Consider the following 21,958-nt stretch of genomic DNA (forward strand, 5'->3'; position numbering starts at 1 on the left):
AGTCTTCCATTAGCAATTAGTCAGTCTTCCATTAGCCACTTTAACCTTCTTCAAGAGGCATTACCTGACGCTTTGTCTCTAAAGGAGGAACTTCTAGTTTGCGCTCTTTTGGAATCACTAATGGGGCTAACGATGTATTTGGAGAAACAATCCCACCAGAGACTATGATTTTAAACGCATCTTCAATAGACATTGACAGGTTAACGACCTCTTCTTCCGGAACAACTGCATACCAACCCGTTGTGGGATTGGGGGTTGTCGGGATAAAAAGGCTTAACATTGGATTAGACATTTGAGCTTGAATCTCATTGCTTATACTGCCAGTTACAAAAGCGATCGCCCAGATTCCCCGTCGTGGATACTCTACTAAAACAACACGGCGAAATTTGCCATTTGTATCTTTTAATAGTGTTTCTAAAAGCTGCTTGAGAGTTTTATATACTTGTCCAGCTAAGGGAATTGCCTGTAGGAGCCGCTCACCCACATCTAGCAACCAACGCCCTGCAATATTCCTAGCCATTAAGCCAATTACAAGAATACTTAGTAATGGCACCATTAGCCCTACCAAAAGATTCAGTATATTGACTAAGAGAGGATGCATCCCTTGAAAGGGATTGAGTTGTTTGGGAATTTGGGTTAGAAAGTTAACAACCCAAGTTGCAACAGTGATTGTTAGCCAGATCGTAGTAGCTAGGGGAATAACAACTAATAAACCTGCAATCAGGTCATTTTTCAGGTCCTGTTTCCAGCGATTGATTGCCAAACCCCCATTCTCCTTTTTTAGGCTTGTGGAATTTTTTTTATTGGTACTCATATTATTAGCCATTTAGCTACCATCGTTTAGGTGTCAAACTCCAGCTTTCAGCTTTTTGCTGACTGCTAACGGCTGACCAAGCGCTTCACTTTAAGACTTGTAAATGATTGTTCAAGTCTTTTAACGTATTACTAATACTACCGTGCGAGATAAAAAGCTGCTAATTCTCCTGAAAATACGGCTCAACTCTAGTTACATCTAACCTTATTAAGGATTCATTTTAAATAAGGTCAGATTGGGTAGTTTGGAGAATAATGTGAATTTTATTAATATATATAAATTTAATATAACATTTTTTTTCCAAGATGCTTATCGCCATTAACAAGCCCCCTCTTCCTTGTGCTTGCATGGTAGCAATGGAAGAGGGGGTTAACGGTCAATACTGCTCGGTTAAAGAAATTATCGCGGGAGACAAGCAGGGGATGCAGGGGAGGAAAAAACGGCAAAACCCGACAAGTATTGGGTTAACAGTAAGGTCTGTTTTATCAAGAAATCTTCTCATAATTATGAGACATGTGGCGAATGGGGGGATGATACTCCTCCTTAAATACTGTCTCGCTTCTCGTTCCCAGGCTGCGTCTGGGAACGATCTCAAAGATCTGCCGATCGTTCGCCAACAGCATCCTTAAGAAGGGGGGTGAGGTAGAGAGGCACAAAAAAACCGAAGTATGTAACGAAAAGTAAAGTTACTGAAAAACCCTTTCCCTTCCCCAATGAGCCTTGTGATAACGACAATTTTTAATGCCCACCTAACTTATGCATCAGTCCTATTATTTTCAGGAAATCACCTGAAGTGCAATCCGATCTTCTAATCAGCAGAATTTGAAACTAACTCTGTGGCTTGAGTTACAGGAATCGTTGGGTATTCAGCGCTAGGTATGGGCATATTCCTTATTTCCCAAACCTTAAGTAAAATTAAATATTCGTAGAAAGTTTGCAAGACACACCAGGTAAAACCCGCATACCCATCCAAGCAGCCACCTAAAACAAAATACATATAGAAGAAACGAATTAAAGGTCTAGCGGGTAAGCGTAAAGACAAATCTTTGAGAGCACGACGCCGTTCAACTTCTGTCTTACCGAAAAATAAATTTTGCCAATAAACTTTTCCCCCCTCCAATTGGCGGACGGTTTCTTTAGCTTCATCTGTGGAATAGCGATTGTGTTTTTCTATCCAACGGCTGAAACCCTTACTACAGGTGTAATGAGGGTACGTTTCTTTTACAAAGCTTGTAGAACCATCACACACTTCGCGTTCGGTGTGACCGTAGTCTATAAACCAGACTTTGCCGTGGCGGAAAAGGCGCATTTGATAGCGCGGGTATTGCGTGCTGCGCCGAATCCATCGGTTCATAAACATAACTCGCTCGGCAACATAGTACCCGACGTATTCCTGACTTTGAATTGCTTTGTTGCACTCTGCAAACAGTTCTGGTGTCATGCGCTCGTCTGCTTCGAGAATATAAACCCATTCGTGCTTGGGTGGTATATTTTCTAACATCCAAGTCCGTTGCTGACCGTGGCTTTCAAAAGCGTGTTCTACAACACGTACCGGATAACGACTGGCGATTTCTACAGTGCGATCGCTACTGCATGAATCAACAACAATAATATCATCCGATAACATTGCCGACTCTATACAAGCAGCAATGTCCAACTCTTCGTTATAAGTCAATATGTAAATCGAAAACATCTCAAATTCTTAGTAATAATAACTAATTTGTGGCAAATTATACTTTTTGTCAAATGTGATGGCAACAAGTATTGAGCCAGATGCAGTGGCAGTATGAACCACTAAAGATGAGGTGATTGATTCTACTGCCTGCCTTAGAGTGAATTACCGTGCAGGAACCTTACGTCCACCACCTTGTGTAGCACCAGTACTTCTGATTCCCGTCCAACCAATGATGATGTAACCGATAGATAACAGCAAACTACTCATTCCAATTCGCAATCCTGATTTCCATGCCCGTTCTCTGGCTTGTTTCTCAGCTTCTTCCCTGCGCTCCCGAATCGTACTCAGTTGTTGAGTTGCTAAAGCTTGAGGATCGCTTTGCTGGGCAATAAATTTATCAAGTTCTTGGGGATTCGCCTTAAACTTCTTGAGCAAATCTTTTTGAGCTTGGGGAATATTGGGGTTTTCAAGTGCTTGTTTGTACCGTTGCTCGTCTTTCAGCAGTTCGGAAAACTGGTTTTTGATTTGAGATTTTTGCTGTTCTACGGCTGCGCGGACTTTATCGTTACTCAATTGAGCTTGCACTTGATTGAGCTGGGTTTTTAATTGATTTTCTGCGGCTTCAGCATCCTTATTGATTTGCTCTACTCTAGTGGCACTTGCTTGACGAATATTATTCAGGTGTAAGGGAAAAATCAGCAAAAACATCAAGCCCAAAATGCTTGACAGTATGAATGCTGGAAATCTCAAATCGATACCGGGACGACTTCCATCATCCATACTGTCAATCCAGTACCCCGCAAAAAGGAAACCTAAACCCACAAGCGGCACAATTCCTCGATCGACTAGCGCCGTCGCCAAATCAATTTGCCATGCCTTATTAGTAGGTTGGAAAGGAAATAACAGAATCAAAAAGTCTACAAAGAAAGACACTATTAGAATGAGTCCCACAACCTTAGCAGTGCGGGCAGCAGTGATAGCAGCTAAATGATTATTCATAGTTTTTTGTCTCGCATACAACAGTAAAAGTCTTGTTCCATTCCAAGGTACTGGAATATTGTTCCCATGATGCTACCCGTTGTTTATGATTGGGAGATGATTTTTTAGAATTGGAGATTGGGAAATGAGTGATTCTCCCTTATATCCCTTCCTGTCCCCAACTCAATATACTTGTGTTGAAGAATACCAAATAAACCTTCACACCCTTTGTGTCAACAGTAAATACTCCTTTAGGGGGAAGAAATATATTTTTCCCACAAAGGTAAATCTTCTGGGCGATCGATATCGCGTAGAACAGGTAAGCAATCAACTGATAAATTCAGCAGATGGGCAATCTCTATAGTTTGTTGTAGGACTTGAGAAGTTCCCCAGGAGATGTTAGCAAATAAGTTTGGTATGGGGCGTTGCAGACCAATCAAGTAATAACCACCATCTTCTGCTGGACCTAGCACGAGGTCTTGACGCTCGAGTTGCTCAAAGGCTTTGACAAGAATTTCAGCATTGAGATCGGGACAATCTGTCCCAATGATGATGACTCTTTGAGCTCCTGATTCAAAAGCAGAAAGCAGCGATCGCACCAAGCGCACACCCAAGTCACCTTCTCCTTGGGGCTGGCAGTTTAAGTCAGATCCAAGCCAATCATGTAAGGTCTGCAAATTTCCACCTGCAAACCGCACTTCAAAAGATAAACTAAAGCCTGTAAGTAGCTGTTTTACCTGAGAAATTGTGTGTTCCGTCATTTGGCGCTGAAGCTCAGCTGCGCCTTCTGCACCCAAAGCGCTTATCAATCGAGTTTTTGTCTTGCCCGGTTCGGGATAGCGAGTAAATATGACTAGATGCTGTTTTGCGATTTGTGATAATGGCATTGGATAGGTGGATTTTAGATTTTGGATGCGTGGATTTTAGATTGCGAATTGTGAATTGTTTTCCTCCTAGATAGAGTCACAAGGGTATTTACTAAGTACTTATTCCTACTTTTGAGGTGTTTTTTGGTGCCACAATTACCCAATTTATACAAAAAATCCTGAAATCTATATAAATTAATGGTTTCATCTATCCACTTCTGGCTGGGACACTTTAGAATGATTCATTGAAAAGTCGAGCCGATGGGAGTTACAGCCCTTTTAGGCATAAATACCCAAAAAGATCGACTTCTGTAAATCTCCGAATAAAAAATTCAGTAGAGATGCATCAGGGAGCATCTGTACAAAATCTCAAGTAAACCCTAGGAGTTTGACATGAATAAAGGCGAATTAGTTGATGCAGTCGCAGAAAAAGCTAGCGTGACCAAAAAACAAGCTGATGCAGTTCTGACAGCTGCACTGGAAACCATCATTGAAGCGGTGTCCTCTGGAGACAAAGTGACGCTGGTGGGATTTGGCTCTTTTGAATCACGGGAACGTAAAGCCCGTGAAGGTCGCAACCCCAAAACCAACGAGAAGATGGAAATTCCTGCAACTAAAGTTCCTGCATTTTCTGCTGGAAAACTGTTTAGGGAAAAAGTTGCGCCCCCAAAATCATAGGTTCTCCCAAGCGTGAGCCTTTTTTGGTGCGGCGACCTAAACATGGGGGAAATTTAGCTTGGGCGGCTGCACTGGCTGGTTGTCCCCCAGATGCAATTCTGGATTTTTCTGCCAGCATTAGCCCTTTGGGACCTCCAAGAAGCGCTCTCGCTGCTATTGCGTCCCAATTGGATAATCTCAGACATTATCCAGACCCAAATTACTGTGAACTGAGACTTGCTCTCAGTCACTTTCATCAACTATCTCCCGAGTGGATTTTGCCGGGTAACGGCTCGGCAGAGTTACTCTCTCTTGCAGGCAGAGAATTAGCACAATTAGCCGCAACAGTTTTGATCGCTCCAGCCTTTGGCGACTACTATCGAGCGCTAGCGGCATATAATGCCAAAGTTCTGGAGTTTCCCGTGTCATTAACAGCCACTGCTTTGCAGGAATCACCTCCTTTGAATTCAGTGGCGTTCTTAAATCCTTTGTCAGAAATTCTTGACAAAGGACAAAGGACAAACGAGCGAGGACTATTGCTCAATAATCCTCACAATCCAACAGGAAAGTTATTTTCGCGGGAAGCCATTCTGCCATATCTGGAGACATTTGCTTTGGTGGTAGTAGATGAAGCTTTTATGGATTTTTTGCCTCCAGATCGAGAACAAAGCTTGATTGAGATGGTGCAAGATTATCCAAACTTAGTGATTTTGCGATCGCTGACCAAATTCTACAGTTTGCCAGGATTGCGTCTGGGATATGCAATCGCGCATCCCGATAGATTGCAGCGCTGGCAGTTATGGCGCGACCCTTGGCCTGTAAACACATTAGCCGCCGCCGCCGCCGTCGCGGCTCTCCAAGATAAGGTGTTTCAGGCAGAAACTTGGGCATGGTTAACACCAACAAGAAACCAGCTTTTCCTTGGTTTAGCCTCTTTGCCAGAATTACAACCTTTGGATGGTGCTGCTAATTTTTTACTCGTTGAGTCACAACAATCTGTATTGCAGTTGCAGCAAAAATTACTCAAAGAACACCGAATTTTGATTCGGGATTGCCTAAGTTTTCCTGAATTAGGCGATCGCTATTTCCGTGTTGCCGTGCTTTCTTCTTTAGATAACCAGCGCTTGCTAAAAGCTTTATCATTAGTCATTAGCTAAATGATGACTAATGACTAACGACCTAACGGGAGAACCAGTCGCTTAAGGTGGGAGACCTTCCTGTAGCGCTGGTCTCACAAAGGACCAAGGAAAAAAAAACGTCAGCACCCCGCACTAAAGTGACGGGGCTTCATGCCCCAGAATTTTGGTTAGTTGACCAGCCTAAGTACTTCAAGTACTACGTTTAAAGGCAAGTCGTGCGATTCGTTCACTCGAAATGAGTACTTATACTCAGGGATGAGTGGCAAGGGAATAAGAACCGAGTAATCGGAACAGAACCTTTGACAACTAAATGACCATGAGGGTGATTACCTTAGAAATCCTAGAGTACAAGAATAAAAGTCCCTCCCCGTAGGTGCAACGGTGACAGCATCACCTCCAAGGTAGCGACTAGCCATCAATCCTTGAAGCGAGGTGAAAAGGAGGTAAACTGGTAGCCCAAACTGGTTCTCCTTCGAGCATGAACCTATGAGTAGCGTCAGCGAAGATGTGCCTTAACCGTCGTAATCTAAAACCAGCGCAATCAGGCTGTCGCTGGAGCCAAAAGGCAATGGATAAGGGGCTGGCAAGTAACTTGTTGACCAGCACGCACTCCCAATAAACCCGGCGGATAGCATCGCTCTAAAGGTTTAAATAATGGTCATTTGGAACGAAGTAACCTAACATCCACTCTCAGTCGGTCGATACTGAGTAGGTGCTAACCGTATGTGGTGTTAGGAAAGATTGGGTCAGAAGCGAACGCCTCGTGTAATAACGAGGATATGCTGACGGACTCACGGTGATTTGGAATGTAGAGTCACAGTAGCAATGAATATGGCTAATACACGAGGAGTCACAACAGGAATAAACGATGAAGCAACCCCTTCTTTAAGGGAAAAGCCGACTCATGAAACTGAAAATGACAAATCGATGGTGGACTGGAGACACATCGACTGGCGCAAGCTGGAAAAACGTGTTTTTAAGTTGCAAAAACGAATCTACAAAGCCTCTGAACGTGGTGATGTCAAAGCAGTTCGTAAACTCCAAAAGACGCTGATGAAGTCCTGGAGTGCAAAGTGTCTCGCGGTTAGACGGGTAACACAAGACAACCAAGGTAAGAAGACGGCGGGTGTGGACGGTGTGAAATCACTGACCCCAAAGCAACGTCTCACCTTAGTTGCTAAATTAAAACTAGGTTCAAAGGTATCGCCTACCAGGCGCGTATGGATTCCAAAACCTGGTAAGGACGAAAAAAGACCATTAGGCATCCCGACAATGTATGACCGCGCACTGCAAGCTCTCGTTAAAATGGCACTTGAGCCAGAATGGGAGGCTAAATTTGAACCTAACTCATATGGGTTCAGACCAGGGCGTTCATGCCACGATGCTATCGAAGCAATATTTAATAGTATGAGGCACAAACCAAAATTTGTGCTTGATGCCGATATATCAAAGTGCTTCGATAAAATCGACCATTTGGCACTGCTTCAAAAATTAAATACATTCCCCACCATTCGCCGACAAATTCGTGCTTGGTTAAAAGCGGGAGTGATGGATAATCAGCAGTTCCAAGAGACATCTGAGGGAACACCGCAAGGCGGAGTCATTTCTCCACTATTAGCGAATGTAGCCCTCCACGGAATGGAAGAACGGATTAAACAATATGCTGAAACATTGCCCGGTTTAAAACGGGAAAATCGCAAAAGTATATCATTAATTCGTTATGCCGATGATTTCGTAATTCTACACGAAAATCTAACCGTTGTCCAAAGATGCCAGATAATTATATCTGAATGGTTAAAAAGCATGAATTTAGAGTTGAAGCCTTCAAAAACACGCCTAACTCACACTCTAAACAAGTATAAGGAAGAAGAACCAGGATTTAATTTTCTTGGTTTTAATATCAGGCAGTTTTCAGTGGGTAAACATCACTCGAAAAAGGGCTTCAAAATAATCATCACCCCAAGTAAGGAAAAGCAGAGGATACACTACGAGCGAATAGCTAGTATCATCGATGACTACAGCACAGCGCCGCAAGAGGCGCTAATTAGTCGGCTCAACCCGATAATTAAAGGATGGTCTAACTACTATTCGACAGTAGTAAGCAGTGAAGCTTACGCCAACCTCGATAGTCTTATGTATCCAAAACTTAGAGCTTGGGCAAAACGCCGTCATCCAAATAAATCAGGGAAATGGGTAGCTAAGAAATATTGGCGCACTATTGGCGGTGATAATTGGGTATTCGCCACAACGTACAAAGGTAATCTCAGGTGGTTAACAAACCACACAGATACACCCATAGTACGCCACGTAAAAGTAAAAGGCGATGCTAGTCCATACGATGGCAACCTAATTTATTGGAGTTCAAGAATGGGCGCACACCCCGAAATGCCAAAAAGAGTGGCAACACTCTTAAAGCAACAGAAAGGAAAATGCGCTCATTGCGGATTGTATTTTCGTGAAGAAGATGTAATGGAGATTGACCACAAAATACCCCTAAGCAAAGGGGGTAAAGACGAATATAAAAATCTCCAGCTATTACATAGACACTGCCATGATATAAAAACAGCTGAAGATGGTTCGGTTGGGGGTATGTAATTAGACAAGCACCAAATTACTGAGGAGCCGGATGAGGTGAAAGTCTCACGTCCGGTTTTGAAGACGAGTCGCTCTGGCGACGGAGCGGCTTAGTTTACTAAAGACTCACCAGCAGATGCGTAGCCAGTTTGCTGCTCTGAGATCGAATAGTTAAACATCTTTACGAGGGGTAAAGCAGTGCTATTTGAAAGTACTACCTTTAAACATTGGCGAGGCTAATATCACCCGAAAGGAGGGACACTTGTGTCCAAAGTCTTTGTAATTGATTCAGAAAAAAGACCGTTAAATCCAATTCATCCAGCACAAGCAAGACAACTTTTGAGAAATGGAAAAGCAGGAGTTTTTAAACATTTTCCTTTCACAATTATTTTGAAAGAAGCAAAACCCAATCAACAAATTCAAGTATTACGATTAAAAATTGACCCAGGTGCCTCCGTAACTGGTATTGCTTTAGTTAATGATTCAACAGGAGAAGTGGTATTTGCTGCTGAAATTAAACATAGAGGCTTTGCAATACGCGAATCTCTTACTTCAAGAAGACAACTTCGTAGAAGTAGAAGAAATAGAAAAACTAGATATCGCCAACCCAGATTTAACAATAGAGCTAAAACAAAAGGATGGCTGCCACCAAGTTTGCAAAGCCGCATTGCTAATATAAAAACTTGGGTTGAAAGATGGCGGAAGGTTTCACCAATTGAAGCAATATCTCAAGAACTAGTCCGCTTTGATATGCAATTAATTCGCAACCCAGATATCCAGGGTAAGGAGTACCAGCAGGGGACTTTACAGGGTTATGAGACACGCCAGTATCTTCTGGAAAAGTGGGGAAGAAGTTGTGCTTACTGCGGTATCAAAGATGTTCCCTTGCAAATAGAACATATTCTTTGTCGTGCCAAAGGAGGAAGTAACTCAATTACGAACCTAGCATTATCGTGCGAAAAATGTAATCTCAAAAAAGGCACAAAAGATATCAGAGAGTTCCTTAAAAAAGACCCTGCAAGACTAGAGAAAATTTTGAAACAATCAAAACAACCCTTACGGGTTCGCCCTTCGGGTTCGCCAGTCGCCTACGGCGGGAAACCCGCCTGCAGCGCTGGACTCACCAGTTCCCAGGGCGCGGGAAACCCGCCTTCAGGACTGGACTCACCGCTTGCAGATGCAGCCGCAGTTAACTCAACTCGATTTGCACTCCTGTCAGTTTTAAAAGAAACTGGATTGCCTGTAGAAACGGGTTCAGGTGGTCTGACAAAGTTTAATAGGACTCAACGAGAGTTACCAAAGACACACTACTTTGATGCAGCTTGTGTTGGTAAATCAACTCCAGAAAAATTAATTGTCAAAGGAGTTAAACCATTACTAATTACAGCGAATGGTCACGGAACAAGACAAATGTGCGGCACAAATAAACACGGTTTCCCAATTCGTCATCGCACAAGAAAACAAATACATTTTGGATTTCAAACTGGCGACATAGTTAAAGCAGTTGTCACTAGCGGGAAAAAAGTTGGTCATTACGTTGGTCGCGTGTTATGCCGCGCATCTGGCAGTTTTGATATTGCTACTAAGACAGGAAGAGTAGCAGGGATTAGCTATAAATATTGCAAATCTATTCACAAAAAAGATGGGTATAACTATGCATTTTAGGACATCTCGACTGCCGTTAAAACGGCACGAGTCGCGGTTCCTCCCCGAACTAAAGTTACGGGGCTTCCCCGCTCCCGGAGGTTTTTAGGTGACTAATGACTACGATGTTGTGATTATTGGTGGCAGCTTAGCTGGTCGCTTTGCTGCTTTATCTGCAACCCAAATCAAGGCTAAAGTTGCTTTGGTAGAACCAACAGTAAATGGTGAGTTATATCTGACTAATAACTTTTACGGGTTTGTCTATCACCAAGCTTTTAGTCAAATCACCAACTTTGCTAGGCAACTAGATGAGGCATTTTTCAAAGGTTGTCACATTTCATGTGCTCGCAACGAACAGAAATGTCAAATTTCTGTAGATGCTTCTCAAGCACTACTTTACTCTGATGGCATTATCTCCAAGATTCAAGAGCAACATTCACCTGCTATCCTAGCAGCGCAAGGAGTAGATGTTATTGTTGGTGATGGTCAATTTCAACCATCACCAACTCTTGCATTTGTGGTAAACAATCGCCAGCTTCGCGCTCGCACTTATTTACTAGCTACAGGTTCGCGTCCGGAAATACCAGAAATTGAAGGTTTGCAAAAAATAGGTTTTCTTACCATACCTGATGTTTGGCGATCGCTTAACAGCCCTACACCACCCAAGCAGTGGGTAATTATTGGTGGCGTACCCCAAAGTATCGAAATAGCTCAAACTTTAACGCGTTTGAATTACGATGTGACGCTTATTGTAGCTAGAAAAAATATTCTTCCTCAAGTTGACTTTGAGATTTCTCAACTCCTTTGCAGCCAGTTAGAAGCAGAAGGTGTGCGAATCATGACACAAGTACCTGTTACTCAACTCAGACGAATTGAGAATAAAAAATGGCTGCAAGTAGGAGATAAAGCGATTGAAACAGATGAAATCATAGTTGCAACCGCACAACAACCAAATATTGAATCTTTAAACTTGGCGGCAGTTGATGTTAAGTGGGATCGCAATCGCTTATTAGTCAACGATAAACTGCAAACCACCAATCGCCGGATTTGGGCTTGTGGTGATGTTATTGGTGGTTATGCAATTGCTAATCTGGCTCACTATGAGGCAAGAATTGCCATACAAAATGCACTCTTTTTTTCAAGACAAAAAGTCAATTATCAACAGATTCCTTGGGGTATATTTACTCATCCAACAGTTGCACAAGTTGGTTTAACTGAAGCACAAGCTAAACGTCAATACAATCAAGATAAAATTATAGTTTTACGACAATATTTTAAATCTCTCGCATCTGCCCAAATACAAGATGAAACAACAGGTATATGTAAATTGATAACCCTGAGTCATGGAGAAATTTTAGGAGCTTCCATCTTGGGTGCAAAAGCAATGGAATTTATTCATGTTATTGCTTTGGCGATCGCGCATAAAATCAAGGTAACTCACTTATCTGACATAGCACCTCTCTATCCCAGTTTCTCAGAGATTTTAGAACAAACAGCCCTTGCTTGGAATCAACACAAGCTGAACAGCGATCTTGCTTGGCAAGATTTTCTTGAAAGCTTTTTTCATTTCCGACGAAATTGGAATTTGTGATTGTTAGTAGTTAGGAAAAACATCGGGCGATTGAAAATCGCGACTATACAAACGAAGTCCCTTCGGGTATCTCAGGAGCGGAGACGCTACGCGTTGCGAAGCTATGCCCGCAACGGCTTACGCCAGTCCGGCGCGGGAAACCCGCCTATGGCAATGAGCATGCCACGCACACGGTTCAGGGCTGAACTCACCACCTACGTGGACTTAATACAAAGCCCGCGCCGGCGGGCTTTGTTTGTATAGCCCAGAATTCTATTCTGACGGAATTTGCAAAAACGGGATGCACCCCATAACAACTAACAACTAACGTCTTAAAGAAACATTACCAATTCCTTGGATGATCCCACGAGCGATCAAACCAATACCGCGACCAATTATCCTTGTTAAAACAAATACAACACCATTTCCTAATAAAGAGAGTAATGATTGCAAACGAGGTGTTAATGCGTCTCGAAATTCTATCGCTAAGGTAACCAATAGCGGAATGCCAGAAAGCCGAGCAAGTTCTTGATTGCGAGGAGCATAAATTGAAATTTTTGCAATACCGCGAGGTGCAAAAATAAAAAGTTCATAGCGGCTTTCAAAAATAGCTTGAGGTTGAGATATGTAAGTGCTTAAACGATATTTCCAAGATAAATCGTTTCTAAATTTTTCTATCTCTCTAGTGGAGAGCAACTGGCGAGTGTAAAAATTTTGTTTGATTGCTTCCACATCTGATAAAGAGTTTAGCAATGGCTGAACCACACTATTAGCTATTTGAATCAGGAGATTTTCTAAAATATTTTCTGCTTGCTTTTTTGCTTCATCACTATTGGGTGGATACGAAGTATTCTCTACTTGTAACTCGGTTTGAAATAACAAATAAGAAAATAATTCAACAAAAAAGGGAATTTGATTAATAATTTCTTCTTGAACTACAACAGCACTTTGTAGTAAGATATTGACGATTTCTAAATTACGACCGTCAACCCTAATCTTAGAAAATTTTCCAAAAAAATCTATAGTTGATTCTCGCCATATATCAAGTAACACAGTCTCTTTTAAGTTATATATGTCTTGAACTTCTATATGCGAAGTACGCATTTTATCTAGTGTATCTGCTACTTTTTGCAGAATTATATAGAGAAGTTCCCGTTTTTTGTCTGCACGTAAAATATCAATTTCTAAAACGACTTCAGTTAAGTTTTGCAAAGGGAACTGAATTTTTGTAACACAAAGAGCAAATAATTCTGCTTGTAGTGCTCTAGGGCTAAGTAAAACTGGTGGTTTTGGAGTTTTTAAGGAGTTTGGATTGGGATGAGAAAGCTGTAAAGGTAAGTCTGTGGGAAACTGCGCTCCTTCGGTAGCAAAATAATTGCCTTGGGGAACATCACGGGTGAGGGACTCGCGATCGTAGGAAACACGAGCTTCTACTTGTTGCCTTTCCAAGGGAGAAGTTAATAAGCGATCGAGTAACCAACGAGCTGCTAAAAGTTCTCGTCGGCGTCCAGCAAGAACTGCTTGCTCCAAAAGTGGAAGCCCAGGAACTTGTAATTTTGCGGTAATCTCTGCCAAAGAAACGTTGATGTAACCTTTCCCCGACAAGCGCAGCTTATTCCGAAGGCGAGATAGAGAGAGTGGGAGAGTGGGGGATTGGGAGATTTGGGGATTGGGGATGAATCGAGTTTGAATTTTGGATGGATCGTATGTACTTCTTCCTTGTCTCGCTTGTCCTCCTTGTCCCCAGTCTCCCTCTTGTTCTCCCACTTCCTCGTACCAAGACGAACGCCCAGCTGCTACTTCTTCCATAGCAGTCACTAATTCAGCCACAGGTATACCTTTGGGACAGTAACCATTGACGCCTGCAGCCTTTGCTGCCAAGAGTAGTCCTTGTTCTTGAGTTGAGCTTAAGAGCAATATCGGCAAGTTTGGATATTGAATTTTCAAATGCTGACAGAGTTGTAAACCGAGTTGTTGGCTTGAGATAGAGTGACCGTTACCCAGTTCTAAAACCACCAGGTTCACGCGATTAGGGTCATTACGTGCAAGTTCTGCTAGGATCTGCAATGCAGTGGTATCTGTTTCGGCTTCGGATATCACCTCAATGTCAGGGATGACTTCCAAAGCTACCCTTAGCCCTAACCGAAAAATAGGGTCTTGGTCAATTAACAGTAGTTTCAAAGGGCGAGCACTCATAGTTGGCTAAAAACAAGTGTTGTTCTTATTAGGTAAGAACAAGCTTTACAAATCAGCTTAATTTCCCTATTGTGACCTGTTTCCGCAACTCAATAAATGATTAATAATTCTTATAGGCTGATATTCCATATCTAAGTAATGAGTTTGAGTCTTCGGCATTGGTTAGCAGAACACGATATTGAAATTCCCCATATAGATCGATTTTCATCGGGGCAAATAGCTGGCTTGGCATTTCGTATTGTTCAAGATATGGAACTCAAAAGCCTGAGCATATTCGATCTTTGTCCGTTCGTTGAAGTTTTAGAAGTGCCTTTAGGGGCTGATGTACTAGAAATTTCTACCTTCGCACAACTGACTCAAAACCTAGTCAGTGCCTTTAGCCAAAAAAAATCTTTAAAACGCAATGAGGGGACGTGGTTGGCGTTTCAAATTGCTTATCTTCGTGCTTTACACCAAGTTCTCAGCCAGGAAAAAAAACTCCGCCGTCCTTGGCTAAGTAGGATGATGATATGGGATAGCCCCCCGTCCTCTTTACGTCTTCTTCCTGATGCTCAACTACAAGGGCTGCTGAAAACTCTCCGTCCTGGAAAGCTGACTGACACTCAAGCCGAGCAAGCACTGTCTGTGGTTGCAGATTCATTACTCGTCCAACAGATGAACAACGCATCTGTGGCTTGGTTGTTGGCTAATAGTGCGGAAGAAGCAGAAGCTAAGTCGCTCGTACAGCGATTGGTGAATGGGCTTACCGGACATTTGCTTGCTGCAATTGCGGAAAATGCTCCCTCATTTGCTCAACTCCAAAAATTCTTTCGGTTGGGAAATTCGTTACTTCCAACTTCTACGTCTACTGTAACAGCAGGTGACAAAATAGACTTGTACCGAGAACTATACCGAGCCAGTTTAATTCAAAGTTACTCAGAACCGCTATTTGCAGAATCTTTTTCTCTCAAAGATGTTTATGTCTCTCCTAAGGGTCAACCATTAGAGAAGAATGGTTCCGGGCAAATGCCAACCACTTCTCAAGCGGTCGATTTAATGACGTGGGCGCAGCAACAACTTTCCGATCTGGAAACTGTTGCTTTGATTGAATCAGAAGTGGGTTATGGCAAAAGCAGTTTTTGTCGAATTTGGGCAGGAATATTAGCTCAGGAAGCTTATCCTAACTGGATGCCAGTACTTATTAATCTTTCCGAGGTGACACCTTGCGAAAGTTTGGAAGCAACATTAAATTCTGGTTTCAAAGGAAACTTTCACGTCAATCTTTCAGAATGGCTGGAATTATCTCATCCAAGATGCCTTTTGCTTTTGGATAGTTTGGATGAGTTACCACCTTCTTACCTGGGTAAGAGGGCAAAAGCTATTTTTATTCAACAATTAATTGATTTTCAATCCAAGCATCAACACAAAATTTTCTTGACCAGCCGCTCGGCAGTCTTACAAGAAATCGCTCAAGATCTGCCATCACAATTAAACCGAATTACCATAGAGCATTGGGAACAGGATGAGCTGAGACAGTGGTTTCAACAATGGGCAAAAGTACAATCTTTACCAGTTGCCCAAAATTTCTTTACATTTTTAAAACAGGCAGGTATTTTCGCTACTAAACCAGAATTACAAGAACTTTCTGCTTTTGTGCGACAACCTTTGATGCTTTATTTGTTGGGCATTTTACATCGGGATGAATTGTTTGATGATGAAATTTTGCAACTAGCAGCTCAAGCTCAGCATAGAGAAAATGCTTCTTTGTTATGGGAAATTTATTACCGTCTGAGTAAATGGCTGTTTGGTTATCCTCAAGCTGAAGGTATTAAAACAGTGCAAATGGGTTGGGGTTCAAGCCATATTCACCGTACTCAAGAAGCGATCGCTAATCTATTACAAGGTCATCATCCTGAAGAATTGCTGGAAATTATGCAAGATACAGCGCTGCGTATTTTGCATTCAGGTCACTGTCGCATAAACCTGACTGAGGAATTAGATATATTGCCAGCATTTTATTTTAAGCATGGAGAAGGAAGTAGAAATTTTCTCAACGGAATCGCTAAAGTCCAAAACCCCAAATCCAAACTCAAAAATTCTCTAGAATTCACTCACTCTAAGTTAGGTGATTATTGGTCTGCTAAAGCTATAATTGCAGGTTTAAAACAGCTTGTTAAACGTATTCCTAGTGCTTATGGTGAGCCTAGTTTTATATTGGATTCAGAAAGTGAAATTGCTCTCCATCTTTACAAGTTACTTGGTTATGGTGCTCTCAGTCAGGAAATAGAAGCACTTGTCATTGAAGGGCTGCGACGCTTAAACAAGTGGGAATTTAGTTTTGAAGTGCTGTGTCAGCGTCTGTTACCTTTTTGGTATGCCTATTGCCAAGGTTATTGGTTAAATGAGGGTATAGGGCATCAAGCTTTGAGTTACTTTCAGATGTTCCAAAATCCCGTTAATCTGGAACAGGTGAATGCAGCAGTAGGATTCAACATTTTTTTATTACTTTTTAGCAGCCATCAGGAAGCAAAAAAAGAATTTTTTCCCTGCGGGAGCCCTGCTTCTTTAACAGAATTTAATTCAGAAGCGCTTATGTGGCTGATCGGTAGGACATCGATTTTAGGCAAAAACATTCTTATATCTCGCATTCGCTCCAAACCTTTTAGCTTTATCAATCTCTCAGGAGTTTATTTGGAAGCAGTGCTGCTAGCGGGGGCTAATTTTGGAAAGGTGAATTTATCACGTGCTGAGTTAGTTGGGACAAACTTTGCTACAGCTAATTTCCAAGATGCAAACCTTGCAGGTGCAAACCTCTCGAATACAAATTTAGATAATGCTAACTTTATGGGAGCCGATCTCACGGGCGCAAATCTTACAGGAGTAAATCTTGATTCTGTAAATTTGACTAATGCCTGTTTATTTCAAGCTGTGTTAACTGACGAGGGCAAACAGATTGCTTTACGTAAGGGTGCGATATTCTCATCAGAACAGTTTCAAATCATCAAAAATTTACTGTCACAACCATCCCTGCTTAATGTTAATAATACTACAGACAAAACAGTTATTTGGGCTAACAACAATATGTTGGAGAAGGGAATTATTGAAAGTATAGAAGGGGATCTAATTGTTTCAGAAGAGCCATACGATGATTGCGGCGATAACCCAACAGTAGTTAGCGATCGGTGATTAATTACCAACCACTAACTACTAACCACTAACCCTCATTCTGTTCTTTGTTATTGCGGTAGCCGTAAAAGTTAATACTGTAATCGGTAATTTTAACACCTGTTTGTTCTTCTACCTTGCGAATGAAATCTTCTGGAAGTTCTATATGAACATCAAGAATTTGATCGGTGTCCAAACAGTTAACGTGACTGTGAGAATCGCTAATATTGCCATACAAACGACCATCACAGCGTTCTATACACTCAATGATGCCTTGACCGGATAAAGCTTCTAAATTTTGATAAACAGAGGTATGTCCGATACCTTTCCCTTGCAAGTTTAGGCGATCGTAAATTTCTCGGGCAGAAAGATGCTCTTGTGCATCCCATAACAGTTCTAAAATAAAACGGCGCTGGCGACTCACGCGCATACCAAGCTTCTGACAGCGATCGAGAGCATCTTCTAGAGAACGAATTGGTTGTGTAGATAACGCTTGTTTTTGCATATTTACTTTAAGTTTTTTAAATTAATAGGTTTCTTATCCCTGTTAAATGTTTATTTGTTATTTTATGTATCTTGCGCTTTTGCTCCTCTAAGTTCACTTCTCCCCAAGAGGAACTTTGGAGCACTGGGGCAACGGCTGGTTGAAGTGACGTATATTTTTTGCTTCTCAAGCCTAGATTGTTCACACCCTAATTTAAAACAAACTCATTACAACTTTAACTTAAAATTGCTGTAAACGTCTACTGCACCGCTGCTATCTTGTCAATAGTTAATAATTATTTGCTGTACGACTGCAATTTCCGTCAAAAGAACGCGTGTTCGTCAGACGTTACCCTCCCACCCCTTATATTAGACAGGGCTAGAACCTCGCTCCACAAGAGAAAGCCAACATTGTAAAATAAAAATTAAGCAGTCACCTATTTTGCTCGTCTTGGGGGAGTTATCCGTTTCCAAGGCTGCATTCGCTAGACTTATAAAGTTTGCACTCTACTAGGGATTTCCAAGAAACAAATTATCCCTATTGTGGGATGGGTGGGGACGCCTGTCTTATATTGTCAGCTGTAGAAGCCCCGCAGTCGCCCCAACAGGGAGATTTCCGCTATCTTCTTACGGAGACGCTGCGCGATAATGCAGGCGCTATACCCGCAAGGGCTATAAGGGTCCGCCAGTTGCCAGGGCGTGGGATACCCTTTTGAAGGGCTAGATTCACCGCACGGCGATGCTCTCGTTACCACAAGCAATATTGGGAAATTTTTTATTTGGAAGTCTCCTATATCGTCTTCATAAATAACTATATGCGGTTTCAAACCGTATTTCAGCAAATAGGGTAATTTTCTGTAGTAAATGTTACAAAATTACTCTAACCTATCGTTCCCTAAATCAAAAGTTGAAAATCATGATGATGCAATTGATTGTGCCAATTGGATTTCTTCTGATTGGCTTAGTTAGTGGAATTATTGGCGAACAAGTTATTTTTAGAAAACTCAAAAAGATTGCATTTGGCAGAAAATTCCCAATTGGTGAAATACTGATTCAATCCTTAAATCGTATGCCGTTTATTTGGTGTACGCTAGCTGGTTTTTATGGTGCCGTTATTAGTTATCGTGCAGACCCAGAAATTACAGATGTTCTGAAAAAAATTATTACCATTGCTTTTTTATACTCTGTCACTTTAGTTCTTGCTAGACTCACTGCAGGAATTATCAATCTTTATTTACGGAGAACAGAAGGACTTTCAGCATCTTTGATTTCTAATGCCGCCAAAACTGCTATTTTAGTTCTAGGCATACTCATTTTACTACAAACACTAGGCGTAGAAATCACACCTGTTATTACCACTTTAGGTATTACAGGTATTGCAGTTGGTTTAGCACTTCAAGACACACTAGCCAATTTATTTTCTGGGTTTTATTTAATTATCTCCAAGCAAGTCAGAACGGGAGATTATGTGAAGCTAGATACTAGCAATCATGAGGGTTATGTTACAGATATTACTTGGCGCAACACCACTATTAAAGAGCTGTCTAACAACGTTATTATCGTACCTAACTCGAAGCTAGCTACTGCAATTTTTACAAACTATCATCTTCCAGTTAAAGAAATTACTCTGATAATGAATGTAGGAGTTTCCTACGATAGCGATTTAGAACATGTTGAAAGGGTCACTGTAGAAGTTGCAAAAGAAGTCATGCAAGAAGTAGCCCCTGAATTGATGGGCAATGAGCCGTATTTAAGATTTGAAGAATTCGCCGATTTTAGTATTAATTTTACGCTATATATGCGAGTGAGTGAATTTTTCGATCAACGTATTGCCAGACATTTGTTTGTGAAAAAATTACACAAGCGCTATCAAAAAGAAGGAATCAAAATTCCTTTTCCTGTTCGCGATGTTTACTTGCAAGGAAATGTTAACAGTAACTAGCAATCGCTACCAATTACCAGCCATGTTGGCAATCAAACCTTAACTCTTCATACTTTCTTCATATTAAGAGTGAAAAAACTCACAAAAATAGGTTAAAGTTGATAATTTAGTAAAATTACGTAAGCTGTTCTAATCTTTGATCGTTTAACCTTTATACTTTTAAGTGCTTTTTTACTGGAGAGTTTCTGTAGGGAAGCATTTGTGAAATTGTTTGTAGAACTGATACAGATGGCGATCGCAAGGTAAACTGAATGATTTTATCAAAACGTCAATTATTTGTAATTTTAAGTGTTTCATCTGCCGCGCTCTCGATTGCGTTAGAACCGTTAAAAGCTTTTGGCACTCAGCCTACAAGCGCCAATGGAGCCCAGCATATGAATATTTTCCAAGCCCTCGTCTTGGGTTTTGTTCAAGGAGCTACGGAATTTTTACCTATCAGTAGTACGGCTCATTTAAAAGTAGTGCCAGTGATACTTGGGTGGGGCGATCCGGGAGTCGCTTTTACAGCCGTTATTCAGCTTGGGAGTATTGCTGCAGTACTGTGGTATTTCTGGGGAGATTTGACACAACTTGTTGTAGGAGCAACAAAAGCAATTAGCCGTTCCGATTACCAAGACAAAGACTTCCGCGTGAGTTTGGGAATTCTGATAGGAACACTGCCAATCATTGTTTGTGGACTTTTAATTAAAAAATTGATTCCCGACTTTGATAATTCCCCCTTACGGAGTCTAGGAGCAATAGCCATTGCCTCAATTTTCATGTCTGTACTGTTGGGTATTGCAGAAAAACTGGGCAAGCGCAAGCGGGAATTCAGCCAGTTGGAAATGTCAGATGGTATATCGATGGGATTGGCTCAAGCTATGGCACTCATTCCCGGTGTTTCCCGCTCGGGCTCTACACTTACAGCAGGACTATTGATTGGTTTGGAAAGAGCAACCGCCGCAAGATTTTCCTTTTTGTTAGGTATCCCTGCTATTACCTTAGCTGGTTTAGTTGAGTTAAAAGGTTTGTTTGAACTTGGCTTTGGGGATAATTTGGTTCCCTTGATCGTTGGAACAGTTTCATCAGCAGTCTTTTCTTATTTAGCGATCGCTGGTTTGTTACGTTTTCTAAAAACCCGAAGCACTTGGGTCTTTATCTGGTATCGCTTAGTCTTTGGTATCGTGATTTTAGGGTTGATTGGAGCAGGAATTTTGACTAATCAGTAACTAGATCTCTTTCCCAGGCGGAGCTTGGGAAAGAGATCTGAAAAAGACGGGGTTTTAGACTGAAGTTTTCGCTAACTAAGAAGCAGGAGCCAGGAAACGAGCAAAAATTAATTACCCTAGCAAAACTGCTTTTAATTGCTGACAAGCTTTTGCGATCGCATCAATACTACCAGGATTGACAAGCCCGTAGTAATCAAACTCGTAGACTCGATTATTTTTTGTTGCTTTTAGGGACTTCCAAAAAGATTCTGACTGAAAAGATTTTAAAAGCCCAGGTTGAGGGCTAACAATAATGAGAACTTCTGGATTGGCTTCCAAAATTTTCTCAGCAGAAAGAGTTATGTAACCGGGTATCGGTGCTTTTCCTTGTAAATCTTCTGCTAAATTTGTTACCTGAAATTTATCCAGTAAATTGCCAGCCCAGCTTTTTTTATTTGGTGCTAAAATCGGTTGGCGGCTGACTAGTACCAAAGTAGATTCCTTCTGTATTGGTTTATCGGGCAAAAAAGTTTGGTACTGCTTTAAAAGTGGTGTTGGATCTGCATTCACTATCTTTGCTAATGTTTTAGTTAAATCTTCTAACCCTTCCCAACTATCGACTTTAGTGAGCAGAGTTTGAATACCTAACTCTTTGAGTTTGTTCGTTGTTTGATTGGAAAAACCCTCTGCACCAATAACTAAATCTGGTTTCAAAGCTAAAATTTTCTCTAGATTTGGTGGTGCTTGACCTTCGCTGACACGAGGAATATCCTTAAAACGTGGGTCATTTTTAAATAAGTTGCTACCTGACATTCCCACAATTTTTTTACTGTCCAATCTAGAAATAATATCTGTAGATAGAGATGTTAGCGTAACAACTTTTTCCACCGATCGCTCGGGTTGCTGTGTCACAGCAGTAGTATTTGTCTCTGATAAAGTTTTTGCCTGCTCGTTTGCTGTATTGGAGCAAGCAAAAATCCCAAAAATTATCCAGATAAATAGTCCAATCAATATTAAATAACGCTTCATAATAACACCTCAAAATATATCAACTAAAGAATGAAGTAAATATTCTAAATAAATTGAGTC

At 41.4% G+C, this 21,958-nt stretch carries 16 protein-coding genes; 9 read left to right on the forward strand and 7 right to left on the reverse strand.

Features of this window, described 5'->3' with window-relative positions:
* Positions 1 to 40: 40 nt before the first annotated feature.
* Entirely contained in the window at positions 41 to 814 is a 774-nt protein-coding gene (locus HC643_RS17935; protein WP_038073612.1) for a DUF502 domain-containing protein, read from the reverse strand.
* 305 nt (positions 815 to 1,119) lie between these two features.
* On the opposite strand from HC643_RS17935, the gene HC643_RS17940 reads away from it, so the two are divergent.
* Positions 1,120 to 1,443: a hypothetical protein gene (locus tag HC643_RS17940; protein ID WP_137986318.1), complete on the forward strand. Its 324-nt coding sequence runs from the start codon at positions 1,120 to 1,122 to the stop codon at positions 1,441 to 1,443.
* A gap of 179 nt (positions 1,444 to 1,622) precedes the next feature.
* On the opposite strand, the gene HC643_RS17945 is transcribed toward HC643_RS17940, so the two are convergent.
* The 3 genes from HC643_RS17945 to HC643_RS17955 all read right to left on the reverse strand — a co-directional run bounded on the left by HC643_RS17945 (position 1,623) and on the right by HC643_RS17955 (position 4,354).
* On the reverse strand, positions 1,623 to 2,507 hold the full coding sequence (locus HC643_RS17945) for a glycosyltransferase family 2 protein (RefSeq protein ID WP_038073535.1): 885 nt from the start codon (positions 2,505 to 2,507) through the stop codon (positions 1,623 to 1,625).
* 144 nt (positions 2,508 to 2,651) lie between these two features.
* Positions 2,652 to 3,488: a hormogonium polysaccharide biosynthesis protein HpsJ gene (hpsJ-B, locus tag HC643_RS17950; RefSeq protein ID WP_038073537.1), complete on the reverse strand. Its 837-nt coding sequence runs from the start codon at positions 3,486 to 3,488 to the stop codon at positions 2,652 to 2,654.
* A 230-nt stretch (positions 3,489 to 3,718) separates the two neighbouring features.
* Positions 3,719 to 4,354: a TIGR04282 family arsenosugar biosynthesis glycosyltransferase gene (locus HC643_RS17955; RefSeq protein WP_038073540.1), complete on the reverse strand. Its 636-nt coding sequence runs from the start codon at positions 4,352 to 4,354 to the stop codon at positions 3,719 to 3,721.
* Between the two features lie 372 nt (positions 4,355 to 4,726).
* On the opposite strand from HC643_RS17955, the gene HC643_RS17960 reads away from it, so the two are divergent.
* The 5 genes from HC643_RS17960 to HC643_RS17985 all read left to right on the forward strand — a co-directional run bounded on the left by HC643_RS17960 (position 4,727) and on the right by HC643_RS17985 (position 11,938).
* Positions 4,727 to 5,011: an HU family DNA-binding protein gene (locus tag HC643_RS17960; RefSeq protein ID WP_009457351.1), complete on the forward strand. Its 285-nt coding sequence runs from the start codon at positions 4,727 to 4,729 to the stop codon at positions 5,009 to 5,011.
* Positions 5,012 to 5,037: 26 nt separating this feature from the next.
* On the forward strand, positions 5,038 to 6,147 hold the full coding sequence (gene cobD, locus HC643_RS17965) for a threonine-phosphate decarboxylase CobD (protein WP_038073615.1): 1,110 nt from the start codon (positions 5,038 to 5,040) through the stop codon (positions 6,145 to 6,147).
* Positions 6,148 to 6,960: 813 nt separating this feature from the next.
* Positions 6,961 to 8,724: a group II intron reverse transcriptase/maturase gene (ltrA, locus tag HC643_RS17970; RefSeq protein WP_237265821.1), complete on the forward strand. Its 1,764-nt coding sequence runs from the start codon at positions 6,961 to 6,963 to the stop codon at positions 8,722 to 8,724.
* Between the two features lie 243 nt (positions 8,725 to 8,967).
* Positions 8,968 to 10,368 (forward strand): RNA-guided endonuclease IscB, encoded by a 1,401-nt coding sequence (gene iscB, locus HC643_RS41430; protein WP_038081113.1) that lies wholly within the window; start codon positions 8,968 to 8,970, stop codon positions 10,366 to 10,368.
* Positions 10,369 to 10,456: 88 nt separating this feature from the next.
* Complete coding sequence (locus HC643_RS17985; protein ID WP_038081112.1) at positions 10,457 to 11,938, forward strand: dihydrolipoyl dehydrogenase family protein; 1,482 nt, start codon at positions 10,457 to 10,459, stop codon at positions 11,936 to 11,938.
* A 303-nt stretch (positions 11,939 to 12,241) separates the two neighbouring features.
* On the opposite strand, the gene HC643_RS17990 is transcribed toward HC643_RS17985, so the two are convergent.
* Complete coding sequence (locus HC643_RS17990) at positions 12,242 to 14,113, reverse strand: DUF3685 domain-containing protein (protein WP_038081111.1); 1,872 nt, start codon at positions 14,111 to 14,113, stop codon at positions 12,242 to 12,244.
* Positions 14,114 to 14,251: 138 nt separating this feature from the next.
* On the opposite strand from HC643_RS17990, the gene HC643_RS17995 reads away from it, so the two are divergent.
* Positions 14,252 to 17,278 carry a pentapeptide repeat-containing protein gene (locus tag HC643_RS17995; RefSeq protein ID WP_038081110.1) on the forward strand — a complete coding sequence of 1,009 codons (3,027 nt, stop codon included), beginning with the start codon at positions 14,252 to 14,254 and terminating at the stop codon, positions 17,276 to 17,278.
* Between the two features lie 28 nt (positions 17,279 to 17,306).
* Here HC643_RS17995 and HC643_RS18000 read toward each other — a convergent pair whose 3' ends face one another.
* Positions 17,307 to 17,762 carry a Fur family transcriptional regulator gene (locus tag HC643_RS18000; RefSeq protein WP_038081108.1) on the reverse strand — a complete coding sequence of 152 codons (456 nt, stop codon included), beginning with the start codon at positions 17,760 to 17,762 and terminating at the stop codon, positions 17,307 to 17,309.
* Positions 17,763 to 18,659: 897 nt separating this feature from the next.
* Between HC643_RS18000 and HC643_RS18005 the strand changes: the two genes are divergently transcribed.
* Positions 18,660 to 19,682, forward strand: coding sequence for a mechanosensitive ion channel family protein (locus HC643_RS18005; RefSeq protein WP_038081191.1), 1,023 nt, complete (start codon positions 18,660 to 18,662; stop codon positions 19,680 to 19,682).
* 251 nt (positions 19,683 to 19,933) lie between these two features.
* Positions 19,934 to 20,890, forward strand: a complete 957-nt coding sequence (locus HC643_RS18010) for an undecaprenyl-diphosphate phosphatase (protein ID WP_038081107.1) — start codon at positions 19,934 to 19,936, stop codon at positions 20,888 to 20,890.
* Positions 20,891 to 21,001: 111 nt separating this feature from the next.
* Here the strand turns inward: HC643_RS18010 and HC643_RS18015 are convergent, their stop codons facing one another.
* Positions 21,002 to 21,898, reverse strand: coding sequence for an ABC transporter substrate-binding protein (locus HC643_RS18015; RefSeq protein ID WP_038081106.1), 897 nt, complete (start codon positions 21,896 to 21,898; stop codon positions 21,002 to 21,004).
* Between the last annotated feature and the right edge of the window lie 60 nt (positions 21,899 to 21,958).

The organism is Tolypothrix bouteillei VB521301 (assembly GCF_000760695.4).
Lineage (GTDB): Bacteria > Cyanobacteriota > Cyanobacteriia > Cyanobacteriales > Nostocaceae > Scytonema > Scytonema bouteillei_A.